Source organism: Streptomyces sp. NPDC002328 (genome assembly GCF_042890065.1).
In the GTDB taxonomy this organism is placed as follows: domain Bacteria; phylum Actinomycetota; class Actinomycetes; order Streptomycetales; family Streptomycetaceae; genus Streptomyces.
Window position 1 is genome coordinate 42,815 of sequence record NZ_JBIARQ010000013.1, and the last position, 21,085, is coordinate 63,899.

The 21,085-nt window shown below is 74.3% G+C and carries 17 protein-coding genes and 1 pseudogene; 12 read left to right on the forward strand and 6 right to left on the reverse strand.

Annotation, left to right across the window (positions count from 1 at the left end):
• Positions 1 to 110: 110 nt before the first annotated feature.
• A complete protein-coding gene (locus ACFYX4_RS28050) occupies positions 111 to 818 on the reverse strand; it encodes a hypothetical protein (RefSeq protein WP_389339099.1) in 708 nt (235 codons plus the stop codon).
• A gap of 155 nt (positions 819 to 973) precedes the next feature.
• Here ACFYX4_RS28050 and ACFYX4_RS28055 point away from each other — a divergent pair, with 155 nt between their 5' ends.
• Both ACFYX4_RS28055 and ACFYX4_RS28060 read left to right on the forward strand, forming a co-directional pair.
• On the forward strand, positions 974 to 1,246 hold the full coding sequence (locus ACFYX4_RS28055; protein ID WP_389339493.1) for a hypothetical protein: 273 nt from the start codon (positions 974 to 976) through the stop codon (positions 1,244 to 1,246).
• A 76-nt stretch (positions 1,247 to 1,322) separates the two neighbouring features.
• The gene (locus tag ACFYX4_RS28060) at positions 1,323 to 1,799 is read left to right on the forward strand and encodes an ATP-binding protein (protein WP_389339101.1); all 477 of its coding nucleotides are present in this window, start codon (positions 1,323 to 1,325) and stop codon (positions 1,797 to 1,799) included.
• Positions 1,800 to 1,829: 30 nt separating this feature from the next.
• On the opposite strand, the gene ACFYX4_RS28065 is transcribed toward ACFYX4_RS28060, so the two are convergent.
• Positions 1,830 to 3,158, reverse strand: a complete 1,329-nt coding sequence (locus ACFYX4_RS28065) for a lipase family protein (RefSeq protein ID WP_389339103.1) — start codon at positions 3,156 to 3,158, stop codon at positions 1,830 to 1,832.
• Positions 3,159 to 3,605: 447 nt separating this feature from the next.
• Here ACFYX4_RS28065 and ACFYX4_RS28070 point away from each other — a divergent pair, with 447 nt between their 5' ends.
• Positions 3,606 to 5,093, forward strand: coding sequence for an MFS transporter (locus ACFYX4_RS28070; protein WP_389339495.1), 1,488 nt, complete (start codon positions 3,606 to 3,608; stop codon positions 5,091 to 5,093).
• Positions 5,094 to 5,221: 128 nt separating this feature from the next.
• Here the strand turns inward: ACFYX4_RS28070 and ACFYX4_RS28075 are convergent, their stop codons facing one another.
• Complete coding sequence (locus ACFYX4_RS28075; RefSeq protein ID WP_389339105.1) at positions 5,222 to 6,523, reverse strand: phytase; 1,302 nt, start codon at positions 6,521 to 6,523, stop codon at positions 5,222 to 5,224.
• Positions 6,524 to 6,715: 192 nt separating this feature from the next.
• Positions 6,716 to 7,363, reverse strand: a complete 648-nt coding sequence (locus ACFYX4_RS28080; protein ID WP_389339107.1) for an HAD family hydrolase — start codon at positions 7,361 to 7,363, stop codon at positions 6,716 to 6,718.
• Between the two features lie 101 nt (positions 7,364 to 7,464).
• On the opposite strand from ACFYX4_RS28080, the gene ACFYX4_RS28085 reads away from it, so the two are divergent.
• From ACFYX4_RS28085 to ACFYX4_RS28120, 8 genes and pseudogenes are all read left to right on the forward strand, one after another.
• Positions 7,465 to 7,896, forward strand: coding sequence for a hypothetical protein (locus ACFYX4_RS28085; protein ID WP_389339109.1), 432 nt, complete (start codon positions 7,465 to 7,467; stop codon positions 7,894 to 7,896).
• A 231-nt stretch (positions 7,897 to 8,127) separates the two neighbouring features.
• Entirely contained in the window at positions 8,128 to 8,970 is an 843-nt protein-coding gene (locus ACFYX4_RS28090) for a restriction endonuclease (RefSeq protein ID WP_389339111.1), read from the forward strand.
• 82 nt (positions 8,971 to 9,052) lie between these two features.
• Positions 9,053 to 9,493, forward strand: a pseudogene (locus ACFYX4_RS28095) (SRPBCC family protein); the annotation flags it as partial.
• Positions 9,494 to 9,923: 430 nt separating this feature from the next.
• Positions 9,924 to 11,546 (forward strand): phytoene desaturase family protein, encoded by a 1,623-nt coding sequence (locus ACFYX4_RS28100; RefSeq protein WP_389339113.1) that lies wholly within the window; start codon positions 9,924 to 9,926, stop codon positions 11,544 to 11,546.
• Between the two features lie 154 nt (positions 11,547 to 11,700).
• On the forward strand, positions 11,701 to 12,591 hold the full coding sequence (locus tag ACFYX4_RS28105) for an SDR family oxidoreductase (RefSeq protein ID WP_389339115.1): 891 nt from the start codon (positions 11,701 to 11,703) through the stop codon (positions 12,589 to 12,591).
• Between the two features lie 151 nt (positions 12,592 to 12,742).
• Positions 12,743 to 13,936, forward strand: a complete 1,194-nt coding sequence (locus ACFYX4_RS28110; protein WP_389339117.1) for a glutamate--cysteine ligase — start codon at positions 12,743 to 12,745, stop codon at positions 13,934 to 13,936.
• A gap of 202 nt (positions 13,937 to 14,138) precedes the next feature.
• A complete protein-coding gene (locus ACFYX4_RS28115) occupies positions 14,139 to 15,923 on the forward strand; it encodes an N-acetylglutaminylglutamine amidotransferase (protein WP_389339119.1) in 1,785 nt (594 codons plus the stop codon).
• Positions 15,896 to 17,986, forward strand: a complete 2,091-nt coding sequence (locus ACFYX4_RS28120) for a prolyl oligopeptidase family serine peptidase (protein ID WP_389339121.1) — start codon at positions 15,896 to 15,898, stop codon at positions 17,984 to 17,986. The genes ACFYX4_RS28115 and ACFYX4_RS28120 overlap by 28 nt, the downstream gene beginning before the upstream one ends.
• Positions 17,987 to 18,016: 30 nt before the next feature.
• Here the strand turns inward: ACFYX4_RS28120 and ACFYX4_RS28125 are convergent, their stop codons facing one another.
• Positions 18,017 to 19,198: a PP2C family protein-serine/threonine phosphatase gene (locus ACFYX4_RS28125; protein ID WP_389339124.1), complete on the reverse strand. Its 1,182-nt coding sequence runs from the start codon at positions 19,196 to 19,198 to the stop codon at positions 18,017 to 18,019.
• Between the two features lie 168 nt (positions 19,199 to 19,366).
• Here ACFYX4_RS28125 and ACFYX4_RS28130 point away from each other — a divergent pair, with 168 nt between their 5' ends.
• On the forward strand, positions 19,367 to 20,224 hold the full coding sequence (locus ACFYX4_RS28130; protein WP_389339126.1) for a DMT family transporter: 858 nt from the start codon (positions 19,367 to 19,369) through the stop codon (positions 20,222 to 20,224).
• An 85-nt stretch (positions 20,225 to 20,309) separates the two neighbouring features.
• Here the strand turns inward: ACFYX4_RS28130 and ACFYX4_RS28135 are convergent, their stop codons facing one another.
• Positions 20,310 to 21,071, reverse strand: a complete 762-nt coding sequence (locus ACFYX4_RS28135) for a ZIP family metal transporter (RefSeq protein WP_389339128.1) — start codon at positions 21,069 to 21,071, stop codon at positions 20,310 to 20,312.
• Positions 21,072 to 21,085: the final 14 nt, after the last annotated feature.

The following is a 21,085-nucleotide window of genomic DNA, read 5'->3' on the forward strand; positions in this document are numbered from 1 at the left end:
ATTTTTTTTTTTTCCCCAACATTTCTTTTTTTTTTTATCCCGCGCGGCCCCGCCCGCCCCCCCCCCCCCCCCCCCCCCGACGCGTTTCCCGTTCCCCGTACCGCGGCGGGTCAGGCGCGGCGGCGCGGCGGCGGGCCGCCGATGCCGGCGATCTCCGCCAACGGCGTGCCGCGCGCCCACAGTTGGAGTCGGGCGCCGTCGATCAGATAGGTGTTCCCCTGGCGAGCGGCCCACACCTCGTCCCGGTGCGTGAACGTGCCACGATGCACGACCAGACGCACCCGAGGCGCGGGACGCCCGGGTAATCGGCACGAGCAGGCGGTCTCCTCTCCGGGCAACGGCTCGGCCACCGGCCGGAACACCACGTCGATCAGCCGCCCCCGACCGTCCCGCGCGGCGAGGTGCGGGACGTCGTGCGCCGGGGGCGGCAGCACCCGCCAGCCGTCCCGCCGCAGCATCCGCGCCACGGCGAGCGCCAGCGCCGGCATGTCCAGCTCCGCCAGCTCCTCGGCCGTGTAGCGACCACCGCGCCGCCGGGTGGGCCGCCGGGACCGCCGTACCGCCACCACGACGACGGCGGCCAGCGCCACGACGGCCAGCACGGGAACCCACACCCCCACCGTCCGGCCGGCCAGCGCCAGCGCCGCGACCGTGCCGCACACGCACGCGACCAGCGCGGCGAGACCCGGCAGCGCCTCGCGCAGCCGGGGCCCGTAACGGCCCGCCGCGCGCAGCTCGCGCACCGCCCGCCGGCGCCGGGCGCGCGACGATTCGCCCGCCGGCGCACGCTCCGCCTTGTGTTCCCCCAGGGTCGGCACCCCCGCCCCCGACACGATCCGTGAAGGAGTGATACCCGCAGGGTGACCGCATGTCCCCGATCGAGGCTTTTCCGCCACGGCCTTGGCCGAAGACCGCCCCTCCGGTGAGGGCCGGAAGGGGGCCGTTGTCAGTGGCGGATGCCAAGCTGCTGGTCATGGACGAGGCTGACTTCATGAGGGGGCGGGTCTACGGCGCCGACCACGACGACGCGGGCCCCCGCCCCGACCGGGCCTACGCCGAGCTGGTCGGCGGCCCGCTCGACGGGCTGCTGCTCGACGTGACCGACCGCGCCGACGGTGAGCCGCACGAGGTGGCGCTGACGACGGAGATAGGCCGGTACGGACCCGGTGGCCGAGCCCTGTACGCACGCCGCCCCGCGGACGGCCGCCGTTTCGACTGGCGGGGCGACGCGCCCGGCGCTCCCTGACCGCCGACGAGCAGCGCGAACACGCCGGTGATGCGCCTGAGGCGTAGGAAGAGGATTCGGGGGTAAGCGCGCGGACATGAACGGGGTGATGAAGGCGGTGCGGATGGAACCTGTCCCGCCCGACGAAGGGTTCTTCGGGCCTGACGAGGGCCCGGTCGAGACGACGGCGGCGCTGGACGGTGAGGACGGATGCATCGCGGGGGCGCGGCATCTGACGGGGGATTTCCTCGCGCGCGTCCAACGCGAGCACGGGGTGCCGGTGTCGGCGCGGACCATGGATCTGTCCCAGTTGGTGGTGAGCGAACTGGTGACCAACGCGCTGCGCCACGCGCCCGGACCGGTCCTGCTGCATCTGCGCGTCATCGGCGCCGCGGTGGAGATCACCGTCTGGGACAGCGATCCGGGCATGCCCGCGCCGCGCGGCGCGGACCCGACCCGGGTGGGCCAGCACGGACTGGAGATCGTGATGGCCGTGGCCCAGGACTTCGACGTCGTACGGGAACCCGTCGGCAAGCGGATCGTGGCGCGCCTCGGCCTGCTCGACGGGCTCTGACCTGACGGCCGTCGAGCAGGCGCAGCGGGTTCAGGGACGCCAGGGCAGGGTGGAGCAGTCGGAGCGGGCCGGCTTGCCGTCGAGCCGGTCGGTCAGCCAGGAGAGCGCCTCGCCCTGGTCGGCGAGCAGCGGCGTGACGTGGTTGACGAGACCGTCGCCCAACGGCAGCAGCACGACGGGCTTGTAGGTCACGGCGGCGCCCTTCGCGCACCAGTCGACGGCGAGTCCGCGCGCCTGCCCGTGCGGCACGAGGTCGTCGGCGGTCCCGGTCGCGATCCGCACCGGGGACGCCGGCCGGTGCGTGCCGATGCGCTGGTCGGCCAGGAACGCCCTGAGCGCCGGCACCGACTCGATGATGTCGCCGAGGGAACGCCCGTCGGTGGTCCAGGTGTTGCTTCGCACCCCGTGGTAGGAGAAGAGGGCGTCGCCCACGCACATGGTCGACAGGTCCTTCAGGGCCGCCTTCCCGGCCGCGTTGAGATGGGCGTCGGCGATGGGCTTCAGCTCCGGGTCCGACTGCACGAACCCGCTGACCGACCAGCCAAGCGCCCCGGCGAGGCCGCTGCCGTCGATGGCCTTGGTGACGGCGACCAGGTCCGCGGGCGGGGCCCCGGCGTAGGTGCCGGCGAGCGGGACGTCGGGCGCGTAGACGGGCTGGAGTTCGGCGGCGGCAGCGGTGGCGCCGCCGCCCTGGCTGTACCCGTACAGCGCCACCCGGGAGTCGTCCGTGAGCGAGGTCCCGGGCAGTGACCGTGCAGCGCGCACGGCGTCCAGCACGGCGTGGGCCTCGTCGACCCGGTTGACGTAGGTGTGCAGTCGGTCCGTCGCGCCCAGTCCGGCGTAGTCGGTGACCACGACGGCGACGCCCCGGGCCAGGAGGCGGTAGATCGCGAGGAGCTCGTAACCGACCGACAGCGTCTGGCCGTTGAGGAGCAGCGGGCGTTCGAGGCCGAGGGAGGCGGCGCACTGGTCGCCCTGGCCCATGGTGCCGGGCGCGACGGCGACGAGGGGGCGCGGTCCGGAGCCCCGCCAGGCGGCGGTCGGTTCGAGGTAGGCGCCGGTGACGGCGACGGGCCGGCCGCCGGAGTCGGTGGACTTGTACATCAGGCGGGTCGCCCGGCCGGGCAGCGGGCCGTCGATGCCCGGCAGGCTCAGGGCGAGCGGCAGCCGTTCGCTGCGGACCAGGGCTCCGTCGGCCGCCGGCAGCGAGGCGGGCGGATTGTAGAAGGCGGGGATGGTGACGCCGCGCGAGACGACGGCGTCGTCCGACGGCGACGCGGCGGCGGCCGGGACGGCCGTCGTGCCGAGACAGGCGGCGGCCGTGACGGCCGCGGCGAGCATGCGGGTGGGGGCGGACATGGCGGACCTCCGGGGGGAGAGGGGAGGCCGAGCCTTCCTCTGCGGCTCGGGTGGGACGACGGCCCGGGTGGGGGTGGGCCGTCCGGCGCACGTTCGATCCGGGAACGGTCACGGTTGTTGGACGAACTGTCAGGACCGTAGCGGCAGAGGTGTTACCCGGGGTACTGGCCGGTAGGTTACGGTTCAGTAATATCGCTGCGGGCAGCGCGCCGATGACTCCGCGTCGATCTGCCTGCGCTGAGCGAGCCGGCCTGCCTGCGCTGATCGAGTGGTGACGGCCCCGGCGGGGGCGTACGGTCGAACGGTGAACCTGACGGTGGACGGGGTCGTCCGCCGATTCTCACCAGGGGCCCGCCCCCGAGCGGGCGACACGTCATGAGCAGAGCTCCGCAGCACACCTCCGCGACCGACACCGCCGCCCGTCAACAGGGCGGCGGCGGAAGCGTGATGGCGCTGCTGGTCATCGCCTCGTGTCAGCTGATGGTGGTCCTCGACATCACCATCGTGAACATCGCCCTCCCGGACATCCAGCGGTCCCTGGACTTCTCCACCACCAGCCTGTCGTGGGTCGTCAACGCCTACACCCTCACCTTCGGCGGACTGCTCCTCCTCGGCGGCCGGGCCGGCGACATCCTCGGCCGACGACGGGTGTTCGTCTTCGGCGTGCTGCTCTTCGTACTCGCCTCCCTGCTCGGCGGGTTCGCCCAGAACGAGGCCCAACTCCTCGGCGCACGCGCCCTCCAGGGCGTCGGCGGCGCCATCGCTTCCCCGACCTCGCTCGCCCTGATCAGCACCACGTTCCGCGAAGGCCCCGAACGCAACCGGGCGTTCGGGGTGTTCGCGGCCGTCTCCGCGGGCGGCGGCGCGATCGGGCTGCTCGCCGGCGGCATGCTCGTCGAGTGGCTGAACTGGCGCTGGGTTCTCTTCGTCAACGTCCCGATCGGCCTGCTCATCGCGCTGGCCACACCCCGCTTCATCAGGGAGTCGGAACGCCACCCAGGCCGCTTCGACATCACCGGCGCGCTGACCTCCACCGCCGGGATGGTCCTGCTGGTGTACGGCTTCATCCGGGCCGCCCAGGACGGCTGGAGCGACCCGCTCACCCTGGCCTCGTTCGCCGGAGCGGTCGTCCTGCTCGCCCTGTTCGTCCTGGTCGAGCGGCGGTCCAGGCAGCCGATCACCCCGCTGCACATGTTCGCCGACCGCAACCGCGCCGGCACCTACGGCATCATGCTGTGCCTCGCCGCCGCCATCTTCGGCATGTTCTTCTTCCTCACGCTCTTCGTGCAGAACGTGCTGGACTTCAGCCCCTTGCAGGCCGGCCTGGCCTTCCTGCCGGTCAGCGCGGTCATCGCGGTCGGCGCGGGACTCGCCTCCCGGTTCCTGCCGGTGTACGGCCCCAAGCCCTTCATGGTGGTGGGCGCCGTCCTGGCCGCCGCGGGCCTGGCCTGGCTCACCCTGACCGATGTCCACTCCACCTACGCGGGCAGCGTCCTCGGCCCGATGCTCGTGTTCAGCCTCGGCATGGGCATGGAGTTCGTCTCGCTGACCCTGATGGCGCTGTCCGACGTGACCACCGAGGAGACCGGCGCGGCCTCCGGCCTGCTCAACGCCATGCAGCAGGTGGGCGGTTCGCTCGGCCTGTCCATCCTGGTCACGATGTTCGGCACCGCCAGCGCCAACGAGGCGAGACGGCAGATCCCCGACTTCCTGGCCCAGGCGACCCCGCTCGAACAACTGCGCTTCCAGCGCACCGGCGAACTCCCGCCGCCCTGGTCCGACGAGGTCCTCACCGCGGGCATCTCGGCGGCCTTCGTGATGGCGGCCGTCTTCACCCTGATCGCGGCGCTCATCGCCACCCTGGTGATCCAGGTGCGCCCGTCCGACCTGGAACGGCTGAAGGGCGACGGGCCGGGCGCGATCCCGGGAGCGTGACGGCGGCGCCGCCGCGCCGCCGGGACGCCATGGGCTCCTCGACTCGGGTCGGAGGACCGGTCCGCCCGCGCCCCTCGGTCGTCATCGTCAGTCGGTCGCCAGCGTCAGTCGGTCGTCATCGTCAGCCGTCAGTCGTCCAGCGCGCCCAGCACCTTCCCGAGGTCCACGAACTTGAAGTTCGTCGCCGTGCGTCCCTCGGCCTCGCCGGCGTCGTCGTGCCCGTCCTGCACGACGAGCAGACCGTGCGGATACCTGCGCCCCAGCGGTTCGCTGAGCGCCGCCGCGCCGTCGCACTCCTCGGAGCCGTCCGGGCCCCCCGCCGTTGCCCCGACGCGGAAACCGGCCTCGTACTCGTTGTGCTCGGCGAGCTCGCGGTCGTAGGCGGCGAAGGTGTCGTCGCCCTGGCTGGACGCCAGCAGATACCCGTCGCCGTCCTTCTCGGTGACCAGCGTCAGGCCTTCGACGTCCGAGGAGAGCCGGTCGCCTCCGTAACCCGGGTCCTCGCCGGGCACGCACTCCTCGGTGGCCTCGTCGTACGTGCCCGGCACGCCGTACTCCCGCACGGTGTCGACGAGCCGGGGCGCGCCGGTGAGCGCGGCCGGCACGCGCCAGATGCCGACGTCCTCCTGACCTGCGTAGAGCGTGCCGTTCGCCGGGTCGACGACCATGCCCTCGACCTGCGGCAGCTCGCCCGGCTCCCCGCAGGGCGACCAGGACGCGCCGTTCGGCAGCCTGAAGGTCGAGGGCAGGGTCAGCGTGCGGACCTTGCGGTAGCCGACCTTGCCGTCGGTGGTGGCGGTCAGTTCGAGCAGGGCGACCGTGGTGCGCTCCCGCCGGCTCACCAGCGCGTAGCTGCGGCCGGTGGCCCGGTCGGTCCAGGTGGCGAGGCCGTACGCCGTGCGCTGCTCGTTGATCTCGGCCTGGTCCGCGGAGAACACCGGCGCGGCGGCCGGGTCGGTCACGTCGGTGAGGGGGCGCGAGGGCGTGCGCGGGTCGACGCGGTAGAAGCGGAGGCGGTCGTTGCCCCGGTCCGTGGTGACCGCCAGGTCGGCCCGGCCGGTGGACAGCTTCAGCCCGTGCAATAGGTCCACGTTGTTGAAGCGGCCCGGGGCGTCGTCGGGCCCCGGCCCGGCGGGCGCGGCGATCGACTGCACGAGGCGGGCGTCGAGGTCGTACACCCGCAGTCCGCCCTCCTTCGCGGTGGCGACGACGAGGCTGGCGTCGGGGCGGGCGGCGTTCCGCCAGATCGCGGGGTCGTCGGCGTCGGCGTTGCCGCCCGCCTCGTCGTCGTACAGCGGGGCGGTCTCGACGCGGGGCAGGACGGTCGGCAGCGCGCCGTCGCCCTTCGCGGAGGCGGGGAGCGCGGCGGTGAGGACGAGGGACGCCGTCAGCGCGGACACGGCGAACGATCGCGGAAGAGGTCTGGCCACGTCGACCTTCCTTCGGTAGCGGGCATGACAAACACGGCGATCTTGGTGGCGCGGTGGAACCGGGAGGGGGCGGCGGGGTGACGGGCAGGTGCCCGCGGGTGGAACAACAGCGGGAGGGGACAACAGCGGGAGGGGACAACAGCGGGTAGGGCAACAGCAGGATGGCACAAGGGAGTTGAGCCGCTGCCTCGTCTATGCCACCGAGTGCGCCAGCAGGTGGTCGACCGCGGCGGGGACGTCGGCGACCGTGTGGTGGGGGACGGTCAGACCGTCCGGCCAGGGGCGTCCCGCCACCCATATCGTCCGCAGGCCCGCCCGATGGCCGCCGTCGATGTCCGTCTCGGGGTTGTCGCCCGTCATCCAGTCCCTGGAGGTGAGCTGGGTGCCGCAGCGGGCCGCGGCCAGTTCGAACAGCCGGGAGTCGGGTTTGCGGACGTCGATGTCCCCCGAGGCGGCGATGCCGTCGACGAGGTCCGCGAGACCCGCGGCGCGGACCTTGGCGCGCTGGATGTCGGACGACCCGTTCGTGGCGACGCCGACGCTCCAGCCGCGCTCCTTCAGCCGGGCGAGGCTGTGCAGCACGGCGGGACGGCAGGTGACGGCCGCCGCCATGCGGTCTACGTACACCCGCCACAGGTGCCCGGCCGACTCGCGCAGCCCGAAGGTCTCGCGCAGCCGGGCGAAGTCGGCGCGCTCGGCGTGATCGGCCAGTTCCGTCCGCAGCCACCGCTCGATCTCGGGACCGTAGCCGTGGTCGTGGCAGAGGTCGGCCACGGCGTCCGCGAACGCGGCCGTACGGTCCACCAGGGTGCCGTCCAGGTCGAACAGGGCGAGGCGCATGCGCGAGACCCTACCCGGGCCGTGAACTGCCGCTGGGCCGCCCCGGGATGTCACCGCGACGGAACGTGTTTGCCGCACCGGGGAACGGCAACGCGAAGTCCATGAGTGAATCGAACGCCGAGACGAGCGAAGAGCGAGAGACGAAGAAGCGGGCCACCGCGGCCAAGGCCCGGCAGAGCGCGACGAAGGCGACCGCGCCGGCCACGCGTGCGGCCGACGGGGCCGCCGCGAAGACCGGCGAGGCCGCTTCGGCCGCCAAGCGGGGCGCGGAGCGCGCGGCCGAGGTGACGACCGGCGCCGCCCAGAGCGCGGCCCGGACCGTCGAGGTCGGCCGTCAGGCGATCATCGCGACCTCGGGGCAGGTCGCGGCGGGGGCGAAGACGGCGTGGACCGTGATCGCCCACCGGAAGCTGGTCGCCGCCGGCGTGGGCGCCGGCCTGACCGCGCTGTCCGCGGCCTCCTACGCGGTCGGCCGTCGCTCCGGCCGCCACACCCATGGTCCGATCACCCGCCTCACCGGCGGCCGGATCTGACCTCCGCGAGAACGGACCCCGCCCACCCCGGGCGGGGTCCGTTCGCATGCCGGGGCTGATCTGCTCCGCCCCTCAACTCCTCCCCCTCAGAGCCGACTTGGGCGACTCGGGACGCGACTCGGGCGGCGACTCGGACGACGCATGCCCGTACTCGGGTCCGCGCGGTGAAACCGGTTCCGCTGGGCACAAGCGGAAGTGATCTTCATCGAGGCTCCGGGAGGAATCGCCACCGTGACCGCGCCCACGCGCCCGCTGCGCCCTGTACAGCGCCGTCGTTTCGACCTCCGGTCGACGGCCCTCTTCTTCGTCTTCCTCGCCGTCCTGCTGAGCCTCGCCGTCCTGACCGCCCGCACCGCGGCGACCGCCGCCGAGCGGCACCCCGGCTGGGCGGTGGCGCTGCTGCTCCTGGCGGCCGGGGGCACCGTGGCCTGCCGTCGCGGCCGACGTCGCCGGTCCGCGCGCGGGATGGTGCGGCGCGCCGCCGAGGCGCTGGAGCAGGCTGCCGAGACGGCCGCCGACGAACTGGACCACACCGCGCCGGCGGCCCCCGCCGCCCACGGCGTCGCCCACCGCACGGCCGTGGACGAGACGACCGTGGTCCTGATTCCCGAGCCGGCGACAGCGCCGCCCTGCGGGACCGTGACGGAGCCGCTCGATCCGCCCGCGACGGCGATCGATCCCCACGACGTTCTGGATCCCTACGAGTTCGAGCAGGCGATAGCCGACCTGTGCGCCCGCGACGGCTGCACGGACGTGGAGGTGGTGGGCGGCGCGGGCGACCTCGGCGCGGACGTGATCGCCGTCGCGCCGAGCGGACACCGGCTCGTCATCCAGTGCAAGCGCTACGGCGACGGCAACAAGGTCGGCTCGCAGGACCTCCAGCGTTTCGGCGGCACCTGCTTCACCGTCCACGAGGCCGACGTCGCCGTCATCGTCACCACCAGCGACTTCACCGCGCCCGCCGTCGAGTACGCCGAGCAGTGCGGGATCGTGTGCGTGGACGCGGAGGGGCTGTGGGCGTGGGAATCCGGGGACGGGCCGCGTCCGTGGGAGCCGTACACCGTCGAGCGCTGACCGAATATCCGTGTTGATCCCGGTTCGCCCGCCGTGAAGTGGGCACTTGGCGGTGAGCTGTCGGCGAGCACGGGAGGCTGTTGTGGCGGTGCGGCATAACTTGATCAAGACGGACCCGGCGACGGTATGGGCCGTCCTGGCCGACGGGACGCGCTATGCGGACTGGGTGGTCGGGACGACGGAGTCACACCCGGTGCGCGGCCGGTGGCCGCAGGTCGGCGCGGAGATCGGCTACGAGATCCGTCTCGGCCCCGTCCGTCTCTCCAACGAGACCGTCGTCCGGCGCTGTGTGGAGGGCCGCGAACTGGAGCTGGAGGCCCGCGCCGGCGCGCTGGGCACCGCCAGGATCGCCATCGAACTGCGCCCCTGGGGCGAGCACTGCCTGGTGATCGTGGACGAGCACCCGCTGCAAGGAGCGAGCGGCGCGCTGCACAACGCCGGCGTGGAGGTGCTGATCCAGATACGACACCGCGCCATGCTCGCCCGCCTGGCCAAGGTCTGCGAAGCGGAGCAACGGCGCGGCACCGAGAACAGGACCACCCCGACGCCAGACACCCGTCCCGAGCCCGGTTCCGGTTCGGCGACAGGGGCCGGCCCGGCTTCGGGGGCCAGCCCCGCGACCGGGGCCAGCCAGGCGGCCGGGGCCAGCTCGGCGACGGCGACCGGTGCCAGCCCCGAGACTGGTGCCAGCCCCGCTTCCGGTGCCAGCCCCGAGACTGGTGCCAGCCCCGCTTCCGGTGCCAGCCCCGCGACTGGGGCCAGCCCCGCTTCCGGTGCCAGCCCCGCGACTGGGGCCAGCCCCGCTTCCGGTGCCAGCCCCGCGACTGGGGCCAGCCCCGCCAGCGGTAGCAGCCCGGCGACCGGTACCGGCCCCGCCCCCGACGCCCGCCCCGCCCCCGGCGGTGGAGCCTCCTCCCCGGCCGCCGGCGGTCGAGCCGCGTTCGGAGGCGCAGATGCCTGATGCCGTCGTGATCGGTGCCGGTCCGAACGGTCTCGTCGCGGCCAATCTGCTCGTCGACGCCGGCTGGGGCGTGGAGGTCCTGGAGGAGCAGCCCGAACCCGGCGGCGCCGTACGCCACGACCGGGGCGTGGACCCCGCGTTCGTCAGCGATCTCTTCAGCTCCTTCTACCCGCTGGCCGCCGCGTCCCCGGTGCTGTCGAGGCTCCGCCTGGAAGACCACGGCCTGCGGTGGAGCCACGCCCCACGCGTGCTGGCGCACCCCCTGAGCGACGGCCGGTGCGCCGTACTGGACCGAGCCGTCGACACCACCGCCGCCTCCCTCGACGTCTTCCACGCCGGGGACGGCGACGCCTGGGGGCGACTGCACGACGTCTGGGAACGACTGCGCCCCGACATCCTCGACGCCCTCTTCACCCCCTTCCCGCCGGTCAAGGCGGGCGCCCGGCTCGCCCTGCGGCTGCGCGGCGCGGGCGGACTGCGCCTCGCGCGCACCCTGCTGCTGCCGGTGCGGCGCATGGGCGACGAGGAGTTCGGGGGAGAGGGCGGCAGGCTGCTGCTGGCCGGCAACGCGCTGCACGCCGACCTCGCCCCCGAGGCGGCCGGCAGCGGAGGCTTCGGCTGGCTGATGTCCATGCTCGGCCAGACCTACGGCTTCCCCGTCCCGGTCGGCGGCGCGGGCGCGCTCACCGCCGCCCTCGTCCACCGGCTGCGGACGCGCGGCGGCGCCCTGCGCTGCGGTGTGCGCGCCGAGCGGATCCTCGTCCGGGGCGGCCGGGCCGTCGCCGTGCGCACCGCCGACGGCGACACGGTCCCCGCGCGCCGCGCCGTCCTGGCCGACGTGTCCGTCCCCGCGCTCTACGGCGGCCTGGTCGAGCCCGAGCACCTCCCGCCCCAACTGCTCGCCGATCTCCAGCGGTTCCAGTGGGACTTCGCCACCTTCAAGGTCGACTGGGCGCTCGACGGCCCCGTGCCCTGGACGTCCGACCGGGCCGCGCAAGCCGGCACGGTCCACCTCGCCGACGGCCTCGACGAGCTGACCCGCTTCGCCGCGCAGATCGCCATGCGGCGGATACCCGACCGCCCCTTCGCCCTGTTCGGCCAGATGACCACGGCCGACGCCACCCGCTCCCCGCGCGGCACCGAGTCCGCCTGGGCCTACACGCACGTGCCCCACGAGGTCACCTCGGACGCCGGGGACGAGGGCCTCACCGGCGCCTGGGACGAGAAGGAGCAGGAGCTGATGGCCGACCGGGTGGAGCGCCAGGTCGAACGGTTCGCCCCGGGGTTCCGCTCACTGATCCGGGCCCGCCGCGTCCTCGCCCCGCCCACCCTCGAGGAACTCGACGCCAACCTCCTCGGCGGCGCCATCAACGGCGGCACCACCGCCCTCCACCAGCAGCTCGTCTTCCGGCCGACGCCCGGTACCGGGCGTCCCGAGACCCCGGTGCGCGGGCTGTTCCTCGCCTCCGCGAGCGCGCATCCGGGCGGCGGCGTCCACGGCGCCCCGGGCGCCAACGCCGCCCGCGCGGCGCTGCGCCGCAACCTGCCCCCCGGCCTGCCCCGCCTCCAACGCGCCCTCGCCCACCGCGACCGCACGGGCGACCCGACCCGCTGACCCGGACGCGCACCCGGCACCGGACGAGAGGCATCGGCACCGCGAGCATCGGCACACCGCAAGCATCGGCACAACCCGCAACCATCGGCCCCCGCACCATCGGCCCCCGCACCCATCGGCCCCCGCACCCATCGGCAACGAGTCGGAGCGTCCCATGCCAGACACCCCCCTGGCCCACCGCACCGTCGTCGTCACCGGCGCCGCCCGCGGACTGGGCGCGGCCCAGGCGCACGCCCTCGCCCGGCGCGGCGCGCGGCTGGCGCTGCTCGGGCACGAGGGCCCGGCGCTGGAGGCGGTGGCCGCCGCGCTGCCCACCCCAGCCGTGGCCGTCGAGGTCGACATCACCGACGCGGACGCGCTCGCCCGCGCCGCCGAGACCGTCCGCGCCCGCCTAGGCCCGCCGTCCGCCGTCGTCGCCAACGCGGGCATCGCCGAGGGCGGCCCGTTCGAGACGGAGGACATGGCCGTCTGGCGTCGCGTCGTCGACGTCAACCTCACCGGCAGCGCCCTGACCGCCAGGACGTTCCTGCCCGACCTGGAGGAGACGGCGGGCTACTACCTCCAGATCGCCTCCCTGGCGTCGATCGGGGCCGCGCCGATGATGAGCGCCTACTGCGCCTCCAAGGCCGGCGTGGAGGCCTTCGCCCACTCGCTGCGGGCCGAGGTGGCCCACCGGGGCGTCGCCGTCGGCATCGCCTACATCAACTGGACCGACACCGACATGATCCGGGATGCCGACCGGTACGCCGTCCTGCGTGAACTGCGCGCGAACATGCCCCCGCCCGCCCGGCACGTCTACCCTGCGCGCGAGGTCGCCGAGCGACTGGCGCGGGCCGTGGAACAGCGCCGCACCGCCGTCTACGTGCCGGGCTGGCTGCGCCTCGCGCAGATCACGCGGGCGGCCCTGCCGCCGCTCGTGCTGCGCCGCTGCCGGCGCGCGCTGCCCCGGCTGGAGGCCGCCGAGGCCTTCGGCCAGACCGGGCCGCTCGGCGCCGGAGGGCGAGCCGACACCGAAGCCGCCCGTCCGGGCGGCCGACACAGCTGAACACTCCGCTCATCTGAGCAGGTCAGGACGCAAAGGGTCGAGCCGACGCTTGCACGCGTTCCGACCGGGGCACTCGGGAGAGCGCCGATCACCTCCGAAACCGCACCGAGGGGTGCGGAGGCGGCGCGGAAGCAGGGCGAGGGAGACGAACGTGACGGTGCGCATAGGCGTAGAAGAAGAGTTCCATGTGCTGGACGTGGAGAGCGGCCGTCTCGTGCCACGCGCCGACGCGCTGCTGGGCCGCACGGACACGGACGAGTTCACCCGCGAACTCCAGCAGACCGTCGTCGAGAGCAACAGCGGCGTCCACGACACCCTGGACGACCTCTTCAAGGACCTGACCGAGACCAGGCGGCGGCTCGACGCGGCCGCCTCCTCGCTGGGACTCGCCGTGGTCGCCGCCGGCACCGTCCCGCTGGCCCGCGTCACCTCCCACGACGTCACCGCCGACCCCCGCTACCGGCGCATGGTCGAGGACTACCGTCGCGTCGCCGACGAACAGCTCATCTGTAGCGCGCAGGTCCACGTCGACGTGCCCGACCGCGACACCGCCGTACGCGCCATGTGCCTGGTCTCGCCGTGGCTGGCGCCGCTGCTCGCCCTTTCGGCCAGCTCGCCGTTCTGGCTCGGGGCCGACACCGGCTACGCCAGCTGGCGGACCATGGTGTGGCAGCGGTGGCCCACCGCGGGACCGGCCGGCTGCCACTCCGACGCCGCCGACTACGACGCCGCCCTGGAGGAACTCATCGCCTCCGGCGTCATCAGCGACGCCGGCATGGTCTACCACGACGTACGGCCCTCCGCGCACCAGCGCACCCTGGAGCTGCGCATCTGCGACGCCTGCCCGCGCGTGGAGACCGTGGTGCTGATCGCCGGACTCTTCCGCGCGCTGGTGCGCGACGCCTGCGACCGCCTCGCCCGCAGCTCCGGGACCGGCTGCGACAACCGCCACGACCGCCACGACCGGCTGCGCGCCGCCGCCTGGCGGGCGGCCCGCTCGGGCCTCGAAGGCTGCCTGGTCCACCCCGAGACGCACCGCGCCGAGCCCGCCCGGGTGGTGCTGCGCGCGATGGCGGCTCGGCTGCGCCCCGCCCTGGAGGCCTCCGGCGACCGGCAGATCGTGGAAGCCCTGCTGGAGGAGGCCCTCGCCGCGGGCAGCGCGGCCGACCGGCTGCGGCGCACCGCCCAGACCGAGGACCTCCTCGCCAGCATCGACCTGATGGTCGCCGAGACCCGCGGGACCCGGGCGACGGCCCGCCCGTCCCGCCCCACCCGAGCCGTCGCCGCGCGACACGTGCACCCGTACGTCCCCACGGCGGCCCCGGCAGGACCGCCCGAGCCGTAGGCCCGCGCCCCTTGCCCGACCCCGTCCCCCACGACAAGGAGAGTCACCCCGTCATGTGCAGCACGCATCCCGCCCCGACACCGGAAGCCCCGGACGAACCGAGCCCCGAGCCGGCCCCGAGGGGCGGCGCGCCCGGCGGCCGGTGCCGCCCACCGGGACGCGTCGCCCCCGCCGGGGGCTTCGAGGGACGGAGGGCCGCGCGATGTGCGGGCTGAGCGGCGAGATCCGCTTCGACGGCGCCCGGCCCGACATCGCGGCGGTGGAACGCATGACGGACCGGCTCGCACCCCGCGGCCCCGACGGCCGCGGACTGTGGTCCCAGGGCCCGGCGGCCCTCGGACACCGCCGGCTGAAGATCATCGACCTGTCGGAGAGCGGCGCCCAGCCCATGGCCGACCCCGGCGCCCGCATCAGCGGCGTCTTCAACGGCTGCGTCTACAACTACCGTGAGCTGCGCGACGAACTGCGCGGCCTCGGCCACCGCTTCTTCTCCGACTCCGACACCGAGGTCGTGCTCAGGGCGTACCTGGAGTGGGGCGTCGACTGCGTACGGCGCTTCTACGGCATGTTCGCCTTCGCCGTCGTCGAACAGGACACCGGACGCGTGGTGCTGGCCCGCGACCGGCTCGGCGTGAAACCCCTCTACCTCGACCACACCTCGGAGCGCCTGCGGTTCGCCTCCTCGCTGCCCGCCCTGCTGGCCGCGGGCGGCGTGGACACCACGCTGGACCCGGTCGCCCTGCACCAGTACCTCAGCTGGCACGCCACCGTCGCCGCCCCCCGGACCGTCCTCAACGGCGTGCGCAAGCTCCCGCCCGCCACCGTCCGCACGATCGAGCCCGACGGCGCCCACCACGACCACCGCTACTGGCAGCCCGACTACACCCGGCGTCCCGAGCACGCCGGCCTGAGCGCCGAGGACTGGACGGACGCGGTGCTGGCGACGCTGCGCACCGCCGTGCGCCGCCGCATGGTCGCCGACGTCCCGGTCGGCGTGCTGCTGTCCGGCGGGCTCGACTCCAGCCTCATCGTGGCGCTCCTCGCCGACGAGGGGCAGACCGACCTGGCGACCTTCAGCGTCGGCTTCGAGTCGGAGGGCGGCGAGGACGGCGACGAGTTCGCCTACTCCGATCTCGTGGCCGCGCGCTTCCAGACCCGGCACCACCAGCTGATGGTGCCCTCCGACCGGGTCTCCGGCGCCCTGGACGCGGCGGTGCAGGCCATGAGCGAACCGATGATGAGCCATGACGCGGTCGCCTTCCACCTGCTGTCCGAGCAGGTCGCCAAGGAGGTGAAGGTCGTCCAGAGCGGACAGGGCGCCGACGAGGTCTTCGCCGGCTACCACTGGTACCCGCGGATGTCCGCGGTGCCGCGCGAGCGGGCCGCCGACGCGTACATCGACGCCTACTTCGACCGCCCGCACGACGACCTGGCCCGCATCCTCGAACCCGGCGTCCTGCCGGACCGTGACGTCTCCTCGGAGTTCGTCCGCGCCCACATGGCGGCCGACGGCGCGCAGACGGCGCTCGACGCCGACCTCCGGCTGGACACGCACGTGATGATGGTCGACGACCCGGTCAAACGGGTCGACAACATGACCATGGACTGGGGACTGGAGGCGCGCGTCCCGTTCCTCGACCACGAACTGGTCGAACTGGCCGCCGCCTGCCCGCCGGAGCTGAAGCTCTCCGGCGGCGGCAAGGGCATCCTCAAGGCGGTCGGCCGCAAGGTCCTCCCGCGCGAGGTCGTCGACCGGCCCAAGGGCTACTTCCCCGTCCCCGCGATCAAGCACATGGCCGGACCGGTGCTCCAGCGCGTCCGCGAGGCCCTGTACGCCCCCGAGGCCAAGGCCCGCGGCCTCTTCCGGCAGGAGTACGTCGCCGAACTGCTCGCCGCCCCCGACGCGCACCGCACCAGGCGAGGAGCCAACACGCTGTGGCAGATAGCACTGCTGGAAACATGGCTTCAGACGCACGCGATCCGCTGACCGGTCCTTCGCCGGCCCCGACGTCCGCTCCCGCCCGGCCCCCGGCGGGCGACACGGGGCGGCCCCCGGTGGACGGCACGAGCCCCCCGGACGACGCCCTCGGCTCCCGCCCGTCCACCACGGACGCCGTGCGCGCCGCCCCCGCGCCGCTCCCGCTCCCCGACACCTCCACCGCGCACGGCGCGCCGCAGCCCCTGCTGTCCCACGGCTGCTGGTACCCCTCGGCCGACCCCGACGGCCGAGAGACCGCCTTCATCTGCGACCGCGCCGGCGTGCCGCAGCTCTGGGCGGGACCGGTCGGCGGCGAGGACGTTCGCCTGCTGGACGCCGATCCGCAGCCGGTCACCGAGGTGTCCTGGTCGCCGGACGGACGGTGGATCGCGTACACGGTCGCGCCCGGCGGCGGAGAACTGACCCAGGTGCTGTGCGTACGCCCCGACGGGGCCGACCGGCACCTGCTGGCCGGCGGCGAACCCGGCACCTCCGCGCACCTCGGCTGCTGGCAGCACGACGGCACGGCCGTCGCCGTCACCGTCACGGAACCCGCCCCGCCGGACCGCCCGCACCTCGTCCACCAGGGCCCGCCCGGCCACCACCTGGAGTCCAGGACGCTGTCCGCGTACCTCGTCGACCCCGACGGCCTGTCCGCGCCCGTCCTCCTCGCCGCCGAACGCGCCGCCCCCACCCTCAGGGTGTGCGACCTCAGCCAGGACGGCCGGCTCGCCCTGCTGCGCCGGGGACCGCGCGGACGCCGCGAAGCCCTCGTCGTACGCACCCACGACCTGGCCGTGACCTGCGTGAAGCGGGTCGCCGACGGCGATCCCTGGATCGGCGCCTTCTCGCCCGACGGCGGCACCCTGTGGCTGCGCAGCGACGACGACCGCGAGTACGCAGCCCTCACGGCGATCCGCCTCGGCCCCCGAGGACAGCCGCTCGGCACCACCGTCGTCGCCGAACGCGCCGACTGCGACCTGGAGTTGTTGTTCCTCGACCGCGAGAGCCGCAACGCCGCACTCTCCTGGAACGTGAAGGGCGCCGGCGAACTGGAGCTCACCGCCCTGCCCCCGGCCCCGCCCCCGGACGGCACGGCGCTCCCGCTGCGGCCCGTGCCCCTCCCGCACGAGGTCGTCACCCGCGTCGTGCCCCTCACCGGCCCCGGCGGTCCGGTCGTCGCCCTCTCCGGCTCCCGCCGCCGCCCCGGCATCTGGCACGTCCCGTCCGGCGCGCCCGTACGCACCCGCTGGTCCTCCCGTGACGAGGACGCCGTCCCGCCGGGCCGGCCGCCCACCCGGCCCGTGCCGATGCACCCCGTCGCACGGGACGGACTGACCCTCGGCGGCTGGTACTACCGCGCCCCCGGCCGCTCCCCGGGCGAGCCCGCGCCCTGCGTCCTCCATCTGCACGGCGGACCCGAGGAGCAGGAACGCCCGATCCTGCACCCCCTCTACCACGAGCTGATCAGCCGCGGCCTGGACGTCTTCGCCCCCGACGTGCGCGGCTCGTCCGGCCACGGCCGCTCCTTCGTCGACGCCGACCTGGGGAAGGGCCGGTTCGCCGCCATCGACGACGTCGCCGACTGCGCGGCCCACGCCATCGCGCGGGGCCCGGCCGACCCGCGGCGGCTCGCCGTGATGGGCCGCTCCTACGGCGGCTACCTGGTGATGGCGTCCCTGGTGTGGCACCCGCATCTGTTCCGCACCGGCGTCGCCGTGTGCGGCATGTCCGACCTGACGACGTTCTTCGCCGGCACCGAGCCGTGGATCGCCCAGTCGGCCGCCCACAAGTACGGACACCCGGAGCACGACCACGACCTGCTGTACTCCCTGTCCCCGATGAGCCGGATCGACGCGCTCCAGGCCCCGGTGCTCGCCGTGCACGGCGAACACGACACCAACGTGCCCCCGGGCGAGTCCGAGCAGTTCGTGCGCGCGGCCCGCGACCGCGGCCTGGAGGCGCGGCTGCTCCTGCTGCACGAGGAGGGCCACGACTTCCGCCGCGCGGACAACCGCAGGCTCTTCCGCCGGACGGCCGCCGACTGGATGCAGCGCCATCTGATGGGCTGACACGCGCATACGACCCCTGGACGCGAGGCCTCACAGCGCGCCGGCGTCCGCCCCGCCTGCGTCCGTTCCGTCGACGTCCGCCCCGTCGACGTCCGACCTCCTGCGCACCACCATCAGCGCCGTGTCGTCGCCGGGCGCGCCGTCCGCGTGCCGCCGCAGATCGCGGTAGACGGCGGCCGGCACCTCGCCGGGCCGCACCCCGGACCAGACCGCCGCGCGCTCCTCCAGCGGATAGAAGGCGCCGGACGGATCACGGGCCTCGGTGACGCCGTCCGTGCACAGCAGCAGCGTGCCGCCGTGCGGGAACGCGAACCAGTCGACCGTGCGCGGCGTGGGAGCGAGCGCGTCGAGGCCCAGCGGGACGCACGGCTCGCCGTGCAGGACGGGACCGGTCTTGCCCCCGTCGAGCAGCAGGGGCGCGACATGGCCGCAGTTGATCGCCTGCACCTCGTCCCCGGAGTCCACGCCGAGGACCAGCGCCGTCACGAAGCGCTCGCTCTCGCCGACCTGCGCGGCGAAGGAGTTGTGCCGCAGCACCGCCTCCTCCAGCGCGTCCACGACGGCGGTGAGCGTGGGCTCGGCCACGGCCGCCTCCCGGAACGCGCTCAGCACCGCGAACGCCGCGCTGATCGCGGGCAGCCCCTTGCCCTGGACGTCGCCGATGAAGACCCGGCTGCCGTAGGGGGAGGCCACCACCTCGTAGACGTCGCCGCCCACCCGGCTGTCCTCCTCCACCGGCTGGTACAGCCCGTGCACCAGGAGCTGGTCCGTCATCAGCGGAAAGGGCCGCAACAACTGCCGTTGCAGCGCCGCCGCGGCGGACCGCAGCCGGGCGATCTCGCGCTCGCGGTGCACCCGCTGCGCCGCCCGCGCGACGCTGAGCCCGTTGAAGACGAGCGCGAAGACGACCGTGGCCACCGCGGCCGCGACCGTGTCCTCCGCCCGGTCGAACAGGGCGGCGACGATCGTGAGCGTCACCCACGCGGAGGCCACGACGGTCTGCCGTACCGTGCCCCGCCCGGAGATCAGCGCGGGCAGCACCACGAGGAACGGGACCAGCCGGGTCTCCCGGTCCAGGAAGACGCCGATGACGGCCAGCAGCACCGTCGTGCCCACCAGCCAGCTCAGTACCACCGACCAGCGCAGGGGCGGCGCCGGACCGCCCCAGCCGTCGGCCGCGGACGGGGCGTCCGCATCCCGTGACGTGCCCACCGGACCTCCCGCTCCCCGCGGTCCTCGGCGTCCCCCGAAAACGCCCTCCCCTCAAATATCCGCCCGACCCCGCCCCGGGCGCCCGCCGACCGGGGGACGCCGGAGCGACGCCGCCGCGACGCCGTGCCGCGCCGGGCCGGCGGCGGCCCGGCGTGGTGGAGTGGAGAGGTGACCGTGCTCGCCGTGCTCTTCGCCGTCCTGGGCGCCGCCAGCAACGCCATGGGGACGGCGTTCCAGCGCAAGGCCGCCGCCACCGTGCCGCAGGGCGGCGGACTACGGCTGCTGCTCGCGCTCGCCCGACGGCCCGCCTGGGCGATCGGCATCGCCGGCGTCGTGGGCGCCGCGGTCTTCCAGGCGCTGGCCCTGGTCAACGGACCCATCGCCCTCGTACAGCCCCTCTTCATCCTCGAACTGCCGTTCGCTCTGCTGATCGCCATCCCCCTGCTCGGCCTGCGGCTGTCCGCCGCGGGCTGGTGGGCGGTCGGGGCCGTGGTGGGCGGTCTGGCCGTGCTCCTGTTCTCGGCGGCGCCCGAGGAGGTCAAGGAACAGGCGCCCATGTCGCACTGGATCCCGGTGCTGACGGTGTGCCTGTCGGCGATGGCCGCCGCCGTGCTCCTCGCCCGCCCCGGCCGCTCGCCCCTCTTTCGCGCCGCCGCCCTCGCCTCCGCCGCCGCGGTCGGCAACGCCCTGACCGCCGCGCTGATGAAGTCCGCCACCGAGACCCTCGCGGACGACGGACTCGCCGCCTTCCTCACCACCTGGCAGACCTACGCCTTCGCCCTCGCCGGCGTCTGCGCGCTCCTGCTCCTGGAGAACGCCCTCCAGGCCGGCCCGCTGACCGCGTCCCAGCCGGCGCTGACCATCGGCGACGCGACGGTCAGCCTCGTCCTGGGCGTCACCCTGTTCGACGAACTGGTCCGCACCGGCTGGTGGCTGCTCCCCGAGGTGCTCGGCGCGCTCCTGCTCCTGTGGGGCGTGTTCCGGCTGACCCGCGTGGTGCCGAATCTGTCGGAGGTCGTGAGCTGAACCGGAGGGAGGCGTCGGGCTGGTCCCCGGGGGAGGCGTCAGGCCCCGACTTCGAGGGAGGCGTCGGGCCGGACCCCGAGGAAGCTCAGGCGTGCGAGAGGGCGAAGGAGACGAGGAAACCGCAGACCGTGACCAGGCCGATCGCCAGATGGGCGTCCTCGAACGCCTCGGGGATCATCGTGTCGGCGATCATGGCGAGGATCGCCCCGGCCGCCACCGCCGTCACCGCGGCGATCACGGCGGGGGAGAAGGCGCCCACCACGGTGTAGCCGAGGACGGCCGACACGGTGCTCGCGGCGGCGATCGCGCCCCAGACCCCGAACACGTACCCCTTGCTCCGGCCGGCCTTCCGCATCCCCGCCGAACTGGACAGCCCCTCGGGCACGTTGCTGATGAACACCGCCGCCACGGTCACCAGGCTCACCGCGCCGCCGTCGAGCAGACTCACCCCGATCACCGCCGACTCGGGCACACCGTCCAGCAGCGCCCCGAGCGCCAACGCCGTGCCGGAACCGCCCTGTTCGTCCTCTGACGGCTGCGCCTCGCCTTGCGCGGACCCGGAACGCTTGCGATGCCGTGCGCCCCGGCGGGCCAGCCACACATTGCCGAGGGTGTACGCCAGCGCGCCGCCGAGCGTCCCCACGGCGGCAGGGCCCATCCCGCCCTCCTCGTACGCCTCGCCGACCAGCTCGAACGAGACCGCCGACAGCAACACCCCCGCCCCGAAGGCCATGACCAGGGCGATCACCTTCTGGGGCACCCGCACCCCATATCCCACCAGGGCGCCGAGCAGCAGCGCCGAACCCGCCACCAACCCCCACAGCCCCGCTAGCACCGCATCAGACATACCGCCCCGCCTAC